The organism is Clostridium sp. AF23-6LB (genome assembly GCF_003461085.1).
Classification (GTDB): Bacteria; Bacillota; Clostridia; order Lachnospirales; family Lachnospiraceae; genus Coprococcus; species Coprococcus ammoniilyticus.
Genome location: NZ_QTWK01000002.1, coordinates 244,661 through 257,385 on the forward strand (window position 1 = coordinate 244,661; position 12,725 = coordinate 257,385).

Here is a 12,725-nt window from a genome sequence, read left to right on the forward strand (position 1 = left end):
ATTTCATAATTAAGGGGGAGAACCCATAATCTACATTATTTCAATCGGGATAGAAAAACGGATATCTGTTCCACTGATGATATCACCTTCTATCTTAAGTTGTCCATTTAACAAATAAATAATCTCCTGAATGCGGTGAAGTCCACTGTTCCATGGAGAGGTGTGACTGTAATTCTCATCAATGCCGATGCCGTTATCATTGATATGTACCGATATCTGATCACTGTAGATCTGAATGTTGATACCAACACGATTTGCATTTGCATGCTTATATACATTGTCCAGACATTCACACAGTATACGGATCAGACTGATCGTGATAATTTCCGGAATCTCGATCGAAGCATCCGGACAGTCAATGTCAGATTCAATGACACATTCTGGATAAGCATCTTTGTATCGGAAAATGGTATCTTCTAATAAGGTTTCAATCGGTACAGTTGCATCAATGTCACCGGTAAGTCCCAAAAGGATAGCATTCAGAGAATCTTCCATGGATGCAGTTGAGTCGATGAGTTCATCAAGTGTGATCTTTGCCCGGTTGACATCCGACTTGATCAGCCATGACAGGGAATCCAGAGTATGTCTGGTTCGATCTAATTGCTCCAGAATATCGGTATGTAAGGATTGTACTAATTTATCCTGATCGTATTTTTTCAGACGAAGAATATTGAAGCCATGATTGATAACCGGAAGGTCTTCTTCAACCGGCTCTTTTTCCAATGCAACCGCTTCCTTTGTGAATTCTTCTGCCATTTCATCCAGAAAAGCATCCAGCTTTTTGGTTGCTGTATGAATGCGTGTGATCCTGCCCTTCAGCTCGTCGGCATCTGCCTGTAAGCAGTGGATCTTTGTTGTAAGAGCAGCATTAGAAGCGTTCAGCTCTTTTAATTCCTGTTCAATCTGTGCAGCTTTTTCTTCCTGCGTTGTTGTCGTTGTAGAAAATGGAGAAAAGACATTATGTCCGGCACTGTTTTTAAAGGAGTAGACCTCCAGTGTTTTCATAAGTTCATCAATTTTAATCTTTAATTCAAACTGTTCTGTTTTCAGAGCCTGGATCTGTTCCAGTTTCTCTACATACAGTTCGTTGAAGTAGTCCAGAATTTCCTGATTGGAATCCCGCACTGTTTTCAGATTTTCCGTTGTTGAAATATCCATGATATTCTCCATTCTCCTCTATATCTGTTAAGAGGTTTTGTTGTTTCTATTGTACCTTACTCGTCAAGGTCATTATCAAATGTTTCCTGAAGCTGTCGTCGGCGTTCTTCATATTGTTTTTTTCTTGCTGCCTGAAGCGCGCGTTGATGCTTTCTTGCTTTCTGTATATGGATCAGATAGGTCACAAACAATACGGCAAGAAGAAGCAGAACTGCAAGAATGATCCACAATGGATGGATCGACAGCTTCTTTTTTGCTGCAGAGGCTGCAACTGTTGCATCGGCTGCATGTTCTGTGTTATTTGATGAAATCTGTTTCCCATCCGGGTTATAGCCGGTTACGGTAAGATCTGTTGTTCCTATCATATTTCCGCCATAGGAGAGAATCAGATGCCCCACGGTATAAGTATCTCCATCTTTTACCGGTTCTTTGTTGTATTCGATACTGTAAGTTAATTTCTTAATATCATCATTTTTATTGAAATTCAATTTATAGTCCTTATCAACCTGTAATGTAATATCAGAACCGGAATCAGTCTTGTAATAGGAGTTCAAATAATCAAGCGTCTGTGATGTCTGGGTGCTGTCAAAGGTATAGTCGGCCAGAGGTGTCTGGAGACTATAATTCCGGAAGCAATACTCATAGATGGCTTTGCTGTCAGTGTAGGTATTTGCTGCACCGTTACAGTTCATCAGAACGCAGATCAGTTCGGTATCACCTTTTTTACTCCAGGTAACAAGGGTATTTAATGCATCATTTGTATAACCGGTCTTACCGCCTTCGCAGTATTCATAGTAATATTTGCTGTCGGGATTTGTCATTTTACAGTGCTGCCAGAGCTGGCGTTCTTCCTCGCAAATATTTGTCGGTCCAATGACATGATTTCTGGTACCTGTTATTTTACGAAATTCATCGTGTTTCAGACAGGCTTTGGTTATTAATGCCATGTCATAACAGGTTGTATAATGGTTCTCATCCGGAAGACCATTTGCATTTACAAAATGAGTGCCAAGGCAGCCAAGCTTGACTGCACGTTCATTCATCATCTTAGCAAAATCTTCGATGCTCCCACCAGAGACAAATTCTCCGATGCCCCATGCAACTTCATTTGCGGATTCCAGCATCATACCATAGAGGGCATCCTCCATAGAGATCTGTTCACCTTCATCCAGACCGATATGGCTGCTTCCTCGATCAATGCCGAAGACGGCATCGTGTGACATTGTTACAGTATCGGTCAGCTTTGTATTTTCAATGGCAAGTAAGAAGGTCATAATCTTCGTGATACTTGCCGGGTACTGTTTATCAAAAGCGTTTTTTTGATATAGAATATTCCCAGTATTTGCGTCCAGTACGATGGCATAGTTGGACGCAAGCTCCGGTGCTTTGCCCGGTTCATCAGGGTACTCGGTTGTAACTAAGTATTCAGTTGTTCCATCCTCATCTGTGCTGTTATCTGATCCTTCGTTTGTAGAGTCATCAGATGCCGTATTCGTAACTGTACTGTCTGGAAGAAACAAATGGTCTGTTCCGGCAGCAGAGGATGACGTGCTGTCTATATAGAAAACGCTCATGGTAAATAACAGAACAGTGGACAGGATAACGACAGGAATTGCATGTCTTGTCCTGTTTTTCTTCGGGTTCTTTCTTATCTTCATGAACGGTTATTCTCCAATGCTATTTCTTTGTTCGATATGCAACCAGCCGGTTGATCGGAGTACCAAGAGCAGAAAACTTTGCTTCGTATTCTGTCATGATATTTCCTTCGTTGTATTCGGAATGGTGCAGATCATATGTGTAGTTTTCAAGTGTCCATCCTGCTTCCGGAACCTGCTCTAAGGAGAAGTCAAATAATGGGCGGTTATCTGTCTTGAACATAACACGTCCGTCCGGCGCAAGGATATGATCGTAGTGTTCGAAAAAGTGAGTTGAAGTCAGTCGTCTCCTGGCATGGCGATCCTTTGGCCATGGATCAGAGAAGTTCAGGTAGATATTTGCTACTTCATTTTCTGCAAAGACATTCTCGATGTACTCAGCATCCATTCTTATAAAATAAAGATTGGTCATGTCTTCTTCCTGTTCACGTTTCTCGATGGCACGTACCAGAACACTGGAATATTTCTCGATGCCGAGATAGTTGATATCCGGATTCCGTCTGGCAAGCTCCATGATAAATTGTCCTTTTCCCATACCAATCTCGATGTGGATGGGATTTGTATTTCCAAAAAATTCGCTCCATTTGCCTTTCATGCTTTCTTCGTCGTGTACGACGTATTTGTTGTCGGCGATTGTCTCTCTGGAGCCTTTTACGTTTCTAAGTCTCACGAGGGTGTTCCTCCAAAATAATCTTAATTCGCAATGCCCACCATGTGGTCAATTCGCAATGCCCACCATGTGGTCAATTCGCAATGCCTACCATGTGGTCAATTCGCAATGCCCACCTCGCCTGACGGCTCGTTGTAGTGCTTCGCACTATAGAATTATATATATATAGAACTCGCCGTAAGCAAGCTTCCGCTCGTTCTACATATATATAATTCTGCATTGCTCATTGTTCCATTATATCAATATTAGGGTTTTAAAGTAAATAGCGGGGCTGTTTTTTTTATGTTTTTTCGTGGGTTTTGATGGTGAAATCAAGAATTACCGGGAACTTATTCTGGTTTCTTCATATAATATGGTATAGGAGGCTTTTTTTTGGTGGGGAAGAGATTTTTGTCCGTCAGAAGTTGGATGAAAAGCGGAGGTGTTTTTGTGAATGGGAGATCATAAATTTCAGAAAAAGGTGACTGCATGCTGTTACTGCAAAAAAGGATTTAACAAATGGTGTGTTTGTTTATACAGGGGATATGAGGAAGTGAAAAAAATTTTGAATCAGGATTGCTGCAAGAGAGAAAAGAAACCGCGCTGCTACAATAGAAGAAGATAAAAATCAATAGGAAAATAGTACAAAAATGCGCATAAAATCTATGCAAATAACCGATATTAAAAAAAGTTAAAAATTTTTGAAAAAAATGCTTGCATTTGGATAAACTATGTTATATAATCAATTTCGTTGTCGGCGAGATAACAAAATAAAAACGACTTCGGGCCGCTAGCTCATTTGGTAGAGCACCTGACTCTTAATCAGGGTGTGCGGGGTTCGAGCCCCCGGCGGCCCACTACAAAAGTCCTAATTTGGCAGATATTTGAAGCTGCTGGGTTGGGGCTTTTTTTCGGTATAAGAATATATATTTTTGATTCAGGTAGTTCTCTTTTTTTCAGGAATAATAACCGTTACAGAATAGATTCCATTTTCGTAATTGATCAGGCAAAATCCGCCGCAGGCTTCAGCAGATTTTTTTACATTCTTCAAACCATATCCATGAATAAAGTCCAGATTTTCTATATCTTCCGGTGGTTTTTCTCCGATAGGAAAATGGTAGGTATTTGTAATATAGATCGTAAAGGTATGCTCGATCGTCTGAATATTGATATTGATCTCGCCACTCTGTTCTTCCAGACAGGCATTTAATGCATTATCTAACAGGTTTCCAAGAATAATAGTCATATGATAATCGTCACATGGAACAAGGTCATTGTCGATTTTTAGTTTGGTTGTGAGTTTGATGTTGTGGCGGGCAGTCCGAAGCATCAGATTGCTTATAAAAGCGTCGATGACCAGATTCCCTGTATTTACAGTACAATATCTGGCTTCCAGATCGGACATGGTTTCTCTGGCATATGGAATGATACGATCATAGTGTTCTTCATTTACACAGGTCTCAATATAGAATAAATGCTTCTTGATATCATGCATGAATCCACGAATGTTTTTATAGGCATCTCCAAGCTGCTGGTATTTCTGTCGCTGATAGTTTACCTGCTCGGTAAGCTGTCCTGCTTCCTGGGCAAGTGATTCAGCTTTTAAGACGCTCTGAAGAAGAATGTAGTTTACGATATTAATAATAAGCAGAAAGATAACAAGGATCAGGTAAGTGTTTGGGTTGGTTTTATTCAAACTGAAAAAGGTAGGAAGTAATACAAGTGTGCAGGAAAGTAATGGGATGATCAATAGTAAAATGCTATATTTTTTAGATTTGATTCCAGCCTTTTGCTTTCGAATGACATGAAGAATTATAATGATAAGCAGAATTAATAAATCACTAACAAGAGAAATAGACGTGAATACGATCTCAGGTAAGGAGTCAAATTGTATGGTTATATCTGTAAAATGTGAAATAATATAATATGCCATTTCTTCGCAGATGGAAATTATTATAGAATAACTTAAAATGACAGAAATTCTATAAATAATTCCGGAAGTAAAAAATAAAGAGAGACATAAATTTATAATATTTGTAAGCATTGTCCTTGTAGCAGAAGCCCAATATGAAACATTTCCTACCAGTGAATATGAAATTATCCAGAAGATAGAGTCAGCTATTATAAAGGCAAATAAAATATAATATGGATTGTAATCTCTTTTTTTCTTTTCAAACATAGTTTGAAAAAAGATATATAATAATGAATTATCAAATATAAAACTAAGCACGCTTATTAGAACTATCATGTTTGATTTCCTCTTCTTTCTATTTTAAAACGTGAATAATACGGTTGGCATAAAGTTGCTGTAAAGTTGTTACTTTTCTTCTGCTTATAGGAATCAAAGTCCCATTAGCTATTACAATATTTGAAGGCTGAATTGTTTGAATATGCCGTATATTTACCAGATATCCACGGTAAGGAGAACAAAAATCATGATCAGATAAGCGATTTTCCCAATCCTGAATCGTTCCTTCTCCTGTTAATATGGCATCAATTAAATGGTATTCCAGATATCGTTTTTCTCCTTTAACAGCCTGAATATATAAGATATTGTTTACAGGGATCAAATGTTCTTTTCCATGTGAGTCAATTACAATTTTAGTTATATGAGAATGTTTATATCGATGGATGATATCGGAAAGTAGTTTTTCTATTTTTGTATAACTAACAGGTTTTGTAAGGAACTGAAAAGGCTGTACATCAAAACTTTCCTGCATGTATTGTGGATAGGATGTTACAAAGACAATGAAAACATCATCATATAATTCATCACGTAGATATCGGGCGACCATCATACCATTAATTTCAGGCAATTCGATATCAAGCAGTAAAATGTGAAATGGCTGCTCCTTTTGTGCCTGCAGAAGGGCTGCCCCAGAACGGAAGGATTCGATTTCAAATTCAATATTATAAGATGCCATATAATGTTTAATGTGTTTTTCCAAATGAATAATGTCTGTTTGTGTGTCATCACAGATGCCGATTCGTAATATCATAAATTCCTCCTGTTTTTCCAGATGCCAATATATACACTTATTACACCCTCGACCATACACAGCATAATAATTCCGCAATAGGTGATCTGGTGATGTAGATATAGAAAACCTGTTAAGATTGTTAAAATGAAACAGGTTATCAGGCATCGGTGAAATAATTTCTTTTTCTGATGTTCAGATAAACGCTTGTTTTTTGTATCTACTGGTGCAACCGGAAGTATCATACACCAGGTGAGCAGATATAGGATAAATATCCAGACAGGCTTTATATGTTTAAGAATAAGCGAACAAGAAAAAATAGTTATAAGATAAATCCCATAGGATAGTATGGTACAGCCAAGTCTGGTATTTGCATGAAATCCACCTGCGAAGTGGCGGAGAGGAATGGTGACCAGAAGATAGCAGAGCGTTAGGTCGAGGCGGTGTACGAGTAAACCGATAATAAGAACAACTATATCATATAGTAGGGCTTCAATCAGATAATCAAACAGATAAGCATAGATTGCCTGTTGTTCTTTTGATATCTGTCCATCTTCGGTTAAGGTATCTGCCAGATATGTTCCGAGTTGTTTCATGTGTATTGTCCCCCTTTTTATAGATAAAGCCAGTATAACATGATTTTAAAAAAAGTGCATTTTTTTGGAGTGAACGGTCGAAATTAGGGAGTAAATGGTATAACTACTACCGTTCACTCCTTAATTTCGACCACTCACTCCTAAATCAACACAATTTGCAAATAATATGCTAGAATATAACTACGGTTTGGGTTTTAGCCGTGATAAACAAAGGCTAAATAATAAGAAAGGGGGAGATGCTTATGAAGAAGGCAATAGCCAGACTGATCTGTAAGTTTGGAACACAGCTTTGTGCTGTAGCTATGGTCATTGCACCACTGGTATCTGATGTATGTAAGAATAAGTATTATCAGGCAGAAGAACCAGAAGGATTAGATGCATTTGCAGATAGTCAGAGATCTAAATTGAGGGGATAAAAGCAGAAAGCGATTCTTCAAATAATGAAGCACGTTATATTTTCCATGTTATTTATAATAAGAAAAATCGACTGTAAATGGAAAATATGACGTGCTTTTGTTAAATAAAAATATTGAGCGCAGAGAGGTGGATATCATGATAAAAATAGAACATTTGACAAAAAAGTATGGAGAAGGAGATTCCTGTTGTCTGGCGCTTAATGACGTTAGTGCAGATATTCAGGAAAATACATTTACAGTTATTACAGGCAAAAGTGGAAGTGGAAAAACAACATTATTAAATATGATCGGATTGATTGATAAGCCGGATTCCGGAAGTATATTGGTTGAAGACAGGAATATATTGGCCTATGGTAAAAAAGACTGTCTACGATATCGTCGGGAAATGATTGGAATGGTATTCCAGTTTTTTCAGTTAATACCGGTTCTTACATGTCGGGATAATATTATGATCGCAAATGAATGTGTAAAGAAATGTAAGAAGGATTATTTTGATACATTGACAGAACAATTAGATATAAAAGATCTTTTAAATAAATATCCGGATCAGTTATCAGGTGGACAGCAACAACGGATTGCGATCGCGAGGGCGTTGATCAATCAGCCTAGGATCATACTGGCAGACGAACCAACCGGTAATCTGGATTCGGAGAACAGCAGACGTGTCATTGATCTGTTGAAACAGACAACAAATGAATATGGCATGACTTTGCTCATGGTGACGCATGATGCTGATATTGCAAAGCAGGCAAATCACTGTATTCATCTTGTTGACGGAAGAATCCAGCAGAATTAAGGAGGAGAAACAATATGAAGTGCCGATTGATATTTCACAATATCCTGCACAACAGGAAAAAAGCGGTTCGGGCAATTATAAGTATTTGTTTTTCTGTTATGCTTATCTTTTCCTCGATCAATGCATATATATCATTTCAGGATATGCGGCTGCAAAATGCGTATCAGACAAATGGAGAATACAATATTACTTTACATAATGTAACATATAAGGTTCGTGACTGGATATTGGAGCAGTATAAGGATCAGGCAACACTTGGTGTAGAAAAAATAGTTGCAAATGTAAATAATGAATTATGTATCGTGGATAGTGATGCAGCTTCGATCACTATGAATCATTACCAATTAGAAAAGGGTAGTTTTCCCAAAAAAGAAAATGAGATTGCTATATCGGCAACAGCCAAATACAAAAATGTTTATATTGCAAAACAATTTGATCTGGGAGACACAGTTACCTTCAAGGATCAGACCTATATGATCAGTGGAATTTTAAATGATTATGATTATAGTACACAGGATGTCTATAAGGTTGCGATCGTAAATGGAAGTACACGGGGAAATTTATACAACATCTATATTCATTTTAATGATCGACGGGACTATCAACCGGGATATAAAGCAATAAAAAAATATTTGGATCTGAGTACTAAGCAGATCTTTAATGGTGATACCGCCCATGGATTTATGGAAGGATACCATATGATCACAAATGGAGATCTGAACGCGATAGAGATTGACAGATCAGGCGGACTGGAGGATACCAATATTGGACAACTCCTCATGGGTTTTATCATACTGATCATACTCACTTCACTCATTCTTGGTATTCATATTTTCCTGTCGTATATGAGTGAAAGAAATAATCAGCAGGGAATCCTTATGAGTCTTGGATTTTCAAATAGCTATATTTTTTCGGCATATTTCCTGGAGGGTTTCATTCTAATAATCATTGGATGTGTGCTTGGACTTATACTTGGAAGATATATAACCATTTTGATCTTTAAACTTATACAGTCATTACGAACCATCCCACTGGAGCATTTTGCTCCACAGTTCCAGCCAATTTCATATTTGGTCATTTTGGGAATCTGTGTCTTGGATTTTGTAGTTGGAATCTGTCCTGTATTAATATATCGTTCCAGAATGAAATTGATCGATATTATGAAAGGCGGCAGAAACAATTATAAGGTAAAGGATAAACGTGGATCTGAAAAAGGAAATATCATGATGCGGTATTCCATTCGGGATACCGGAGATTATGAAAAGGTATTTTCATTCCTGTCTCTTGTATTGATCGGAATGGTAACGATGCTGGTTCTTATGGTAAATCGTTATGTATCATATCAGTTATTGTCTGAGGAAAGTCAGGATGTACAGTTTTCACTAATATCCGATGATGTCAGCCATATGGATGATTTTGAAAATCTCATACCGGGCGTTTCCTACTATGATGAGGTTTATGATACTATGGGTGAGTTTTTCATTGATCCTTCTCTTATCAATATGGACTATGCAGATGATTTGATATTTTCAGATGATGAAAAGGGTGTGTGGTGTGAGATCGTTGGTGTCAGTGAAAAACAATATAACCGAAAAATAGAGATGTCACAGGAGGTCAGCTATAATAAGTTTGTCCAATCTGGGGGAGTGATCATAATTGATAATTATAAGAATACAGAAGATTGTATTTTAAATGATATCCCGGATACACTAAGGTATGCGGGTCGTCAGGAGGAAGAAGGACCGGTATTTTCAGGGGGAGAAGTCCCGGTTTTCGGAAGGAGCAGATTCTTAAACTGGAAGGATCAGAATGGAATCGCTATCATTCTTCCTGAAGAGCTGTTTAAAAAACAATTCGATTATACAAATGTACTTATTAATATAAATGTAAAGTCGGGTTATGAGTTAAAGGCAGCAGAGTTTCTGAATACACATGCACCTGTATATGAATATTCTTTCTTTGATACTTTGACAGATTACATCCGGGATCAGGATAATAAGAAAACGATTCAGGGTGGTACTTATGGAATTTTTGTAATCATTATGGTAATTAATTTCCTGGCAGTTTTATATATCCATGCACTGACATTCGTTCGACGCAGACATAACTTTGCCATCCTGAAGGCAATTGGCCGCACAGACAGCAGTATTATTTTGCCGATGCTTCTGACCAAGATTGGTCAGGGAATTGTTGTATCTATTGTAGCTGTCTTTATAGTGACACTTTTGTGCCGCTTATATTTGCCAGAAATAACAAAAAATATTGTGTTGGTTGATGGCTGGAAAAGCATAGCACTGGTGCTTGCATTTGTTCTGTTTATTCAGATAGTGGCAATTTTTATGGATGTTATTCAATTAAAAAGACAAAGAATCTTAAAGGATCTGAGAGAGGAATAAGGGAGGGTAATTATGAAAATGAAGGTAAAAATTCTTGTTATAGCATTAATGGCAATATTTTGTATAGCTCCTACGAGTGTTCCAAAGGCAGAGGCGGCTGGAACTTTAAAGACAATGTATGTACATCCATCTATCTGGAGCGTTCATGGTATATATACAAAAACATCAACAGGAAAAATAGTGTATGCAAAGAATGCATCTGGATTTGGTAAAATGGAGTACTGTTATGGACAAGTCCGTTCTAATATATCAGGTAGTTGGGCGGCATATTCATCATCAATTAAGTTATACAAGAACAATAAAAACACTACAATGAATCTTACTAACACAATAGATAAGAATAAAAGTGTTAGTTTGAGGGTTGTAGGGCTTGGAAGCAGTCAAACAAGTGATGACAAACAACAAATAACATTTATATACTAAGTAAGATAAAATATTATTAATTTCTCTCAGATTCTTTTATGATAAGAGCTGACACGATAACAATAGAATTGTTAGGTGTCAGCTCCTTTTTTTAAGATATATTATTTCAATTCTTTCAATATCTTTAAGGTATATTTCCATGTTCTGCGGACACTTTCCACGTTCATGGATTCGTTGGTTGTGTGGATATCGTCCATATCCGGTCCGAAGGATACACAGTCAAGTCCCGGAAGTTTAGAAGCAAAGATTCCACATTCTACACCGGCATGGAGTGCCTGTATTACAGGTTCTTTTCCATACTGCTGTTTGAATATTTTTACCATCAGATCGCGAAGCGGAGAATCTTCCCGGTATTCCCATGCGGGATAATCTCCGGTTACTGTCAGTGTTCCGCCTGCAAGAGTGGCGAGAGATTTCAGGCTGTTAAGCAGAGCATCTTTTTCGCTTCCGATACTGCTTCGGACGGAGCTTTTAAAAGATACCATGCCATTTGTTGATTGATCGTCTGGTTTGATCGTTGACAGGATACCGAGGTTCAGGGAAGTCTGAACCAGTCCTGCGATATCCTTGCTCATTTTCCGGACACCATTTGGATAAGCCATTAAGACATCGATCACGGTATGGGTAGATGTATCCGCCATTGTGGCTGCCGGAAGATCAACAGGCTCTAAGGTGATACAGATATCCGGGTCTGTATGGGTGCATTCATGACGGATGATCTGATTCCACTTGGAGATGAGATCCTGAAGACTTGCGTGCGCAGAATTTGCTGGAATATCTGCATGGCCTGGTGTGCTTATGTCAGACATATCGGTATCAGAAAAGATAACGACAGCTTCTGCATCGGTCGGAATGGCGTTATCCTTTAAGCCACCGGAGAGTGTAGATAATTTCATATCAAAATCGTTTGCAAGTGCGTTCAGAACACGTCCTAACACCTTGCTGGCATTTGCACTTTGCTTGTTGATCTCGACACCGGAATGACCGCCACAGGCATGTGAGACAGAGAGCTTATAGGCAGATGCCTTTTCGTTCGTATTTTCCCATTTAACAGGGATCTGAACATCTGCGGTTGCGCCGCCTGCACAACTGACAAGCAGATAGCCTTCGTCTTCGGAATCAAGATTTAACATGATACGGGATGAAAGTGGTGTGCAGTCAAGAGCCACCGCACCGAGCATGCCGATCTCCTCATCAACCGTGAAGACTGCTTCCAGTGGTGGATGTGGGATATCGTGAGAGTCGAGTATTGCAAGTGCAAATGCGACAGCGATTCCATCATCACCGCCAAGGGTCGTGCCTTCTGCGCTGATAATGCCGTTTTCCAACTTGAGTTTCAGACCGTCGGTATCCATATTGATCGGGCAGTCCTTTTCTTTCACAGCAACCATGTCAATATGTCCCTGCAGCATGACAGGGGCGGAAGTTTCATAGCCGGATGTTCCCGGCTTAAAGATAATGACATTGTTGGAAGCATCTTTGATATATTTCAGTTCATGTGCTTCGGCAAATGCAGCCAGATAATTACTGATCGCATCGGTATGACCGGAGCCGTGTGGGATGGAGCAGATTTCTTCAAAATAATGGAATACATTTTGCGGTTCTATAGATGATAATATAGACATATGTGCCTCCTTGAAATAAGCTCACGATATAAT

At 38.5% G+C, this 12,725-nt stretch carries 11 protein-coding genes and 1 tRNA gene; 5 read left to right on the forward strand and 7 right to left on the reverse strand.

Annotation, left to right across the window (positions count from 1 at the left end; genetic code table 11):
* Positions 1 to 30: 30 nt before the first annotated feature.
* From DWY07_RS05630 to trmB, 3 genes are read right to left on the reverse strand one after another with little or no spacing between them, the layout of a single operon-like run.
* Entirely contained in the window at positions 31 to 1,158 is a 1,128-nt protein-coding gene (locus DWY07_RS05630; RefSeq protein WP_242996057.1) for an ATP-binding protein, read from the reverse strand.
* 56 nt (positions 1,159 to 1,214) lie between these two features.
* The gene (locus tag DWY07_RS05635) at positions 1,215 to 2,816 is read right to left on the reverse strand and encodes a D-alanyl-D-alanine carboxypeptidase family protein (protein WP_117784579.1); all 1,602 of its coding nucleotides are present in this window, start codon (positions 2,814 to 2,816) and stop codon (positions 1,215 to 1,217) included.
* A 19-nt stretch (positions 2,817 to 2,835) separates the two neighbouring features.
* On the reverse strand, positions 2,836 to 3,483 hold the full coding sequence (gene trmB / locus DWY07_RS05640; RefSeq protein ID WP_117784580.1) for a tRNA (guanosine(46)-N7)-methyltransferase TrmB: 648 nt from the start codon (positions 3,481 to 3,483) through the stop codon (positions 2,836 to 2,838).
* A gap of 763 nt (positions 3,484 to 4,246) precedes the next feature.
* Here trmB and DWY07_RS05645 point away from each other — a divergent pair.
* Positions 4,247 to 4,319: transfer RNA gene (locus DWY07_RS05645), tRNA-Lys, on the forward strand.
* Positions 4,320 to 4,399: 80 nt separating this feature from the next.
* On the opposite strand, the gene DWY07_RS05650 is transcribed toward DWY07_RS05645, so the two are convergent.
* The 3 genes from DWY07_RS05650 to DWY07_RS05660 all read right to left on the reverse strand — a co-directional run bounded on the left by DWY07_RS05650 (position 4,400) and on the right by DWY07_RS05660 (position 7,036).
* Positions 4,400 to 5,212, reverse strand: coding sequence for a GHKL domain-containing protein (locus DWY07_RS05650; RefSeq protein WP_242997311.1), 813 nt, complete (start codon positions 5,210 to 5,212; stop codon positions 4,400 to 4,402).
* A gap of 517 nt (positions 5,213 to 5,729) precedes the next feature.
* Complete coding sequence (locus tag DWY07_RS05655) at positions 5,730 to 6,461, reverse strand: LytTR family DNA-binding domain-containing protein (RefSeq protein ID WP_021944285.1); 732 nt, start codon at positions 6,459 to 6,461, stop codon at positions 5,730 to 5,732.
* Entirely contained in the window at positions 6,458 to 7,036 is a 579-nt protein-coding gene (locus tag DWY07_RS05660) for an accessory gene regulator B family protein (RefSeq protein ID WP_117822444.1), read from the reverse strand. Before DWY07_RS05660 ends, DWY07_RS05655 begins: the two co-directional genes overlap by 4 nt.
* A 242-nt stretch (positions 7,037 to 7,278) precedes the next feature.
* Here DWY07_RS05660 and DWY07_RS13195 point away from each other — a divergent pair, with 242 nt between their 5' ends.
* The 4 genes from DWY07_RS13195 (at position 7,279) to DWY07_RS05675 (ending at position 11,067) form a co-directional block, all read left to right on the forward strand.
* Positions 7,279 to 7,452: a hypothetical protein gene (locus tag DWY07_RS13195; protein ID WP_021944287.1), complete on the forward strand. Its 174-nt coding sequence runs from the start codon at positions 7,279 to 7,281 to the stop codon at positions 7,450 to 7,452.
* A 136-nt stretch (positions 7,453 to 7,588) separates the two neighbouring features.
* Positions 7,589 to 8,248 carry an ABC transporter ATP-binding protein gene (locus tag DWY07_RS05665; protein ID WP_179969994.1) on the forward strand — a complete coding sequence of 220 codons (660 nt, stop codon included), beginning with the start codon at positions 7,589 to 7,591 and terminating at the stop codon, positions 8,246 to 8,248.
* Between the two features lie 14 nt (positions 8,249 to 8,262).
* Positions 8,263 to 10,644: an ABC transporter permease gene (locus DWY07_RS05670; RefSeq protein WP_117822445.1), complete on the forward strand. Its 2,382-nt coding sequence runs from the start codon at positions 8,263 to 8,265 to the stop codon at positions 10,642 to 10,644.
* Positions 10,645 to 10,656: 12 nt separating this feature from the next.
* Positions 10,657 to 11,067: a hypothetical protein gene (locus DWY07_RS05675; RefSeq protein ID WP_008401707.1), complete on the forward strand. Its 411-nt coding sequence runs from the start codon at positions 10,657 to 10,659 to the stop codon at positions 11,065 to 11,067.
* Between the two features lie 101 nt (positions 11,068 to 11,168).
* On the opposite strand, the gene DWY07_RS05680 is transcribed toward DWY07_RS05675, so the two are convergent.
* Positions 11,169 to 12,692 carry an aminoacyl-histidine dipeptidase gene (locus DWY07_RS05680; protein WP_117822446.1) on the reverse strand — a complete coding sequence of 508 codons (1,524 nt, stop codon included), beginning with the start codon at positions 12,690 to 12,692 and terminating at the stop codon, positions 11,169 to 11,171.
* Positions 12,693 to 12,725: the final 33 nt, after the last annotated feature.

Bases quoted from the DNA above. Each gene is read 5' to 3' on its own strand.
- DWY07_RS05680 (WP_117822446.1), bottom strand. From the start codon at position 12,692: ATGTCTATATTATCATCTATAGAACCGCAAAATGTATTCCATTATTTT.
- DWY07_RS05670 (WP_117822445.1), top strand. From the start codon at position 8,263: ATGAAGTGCCGATTGATATTTCACAATATCCTGCACAACAGGAAAAAA.
- DWY07_RS05655 (WP_021944285.1), bottom strand. From the start codon at position 6,461: ATGATATTACGAATCGGCATCTGTGATGACACACAAACAGACATTATT.
- DWY07_RS05660 (WP_117822444.1), bottom strand. From the start codon at position 7,036: ATGAAACAACTCGGAACATATCTGGCAGATACCTTAACCGAAGATGGA.
- DWY07_RS05665 (WP_179969994.1), top strand. From the start codon at position 7,589: ATGATAAAAATAGAACATTTGACAAAAAAGTATGGAGAAGGAGATTCC.
- DWY07_RS13195 (WP_021944287.1), top strand. From the start codon at position 7,279: ATGAAGAAGGCAATAGCCAGACTGATCTGTAAGTTTGGAACACAGCTT.
- DWY07_RS05635 (WP_117784579.1), bottom strand. From the start codon at position 2,816: ATGAAGATAAGAAAGAACCCGAAGAAAAACAGGACAAGACATGCAATT.
- DWY07_RS05630 (WP_242996057.1), bottom strand. From the start codon at position 1,158: ATGGATATTTCAACAACGGAAAATCTGAAAACAGTGCGGGATTCCAAT.
- DWY07_RS05675 (WP_008401707.1), top strand. From the start codon at position 10,657: ATGAAAATGAAGGTAAAAATTCTTGTTATAGCATTAATGGCAATATTT.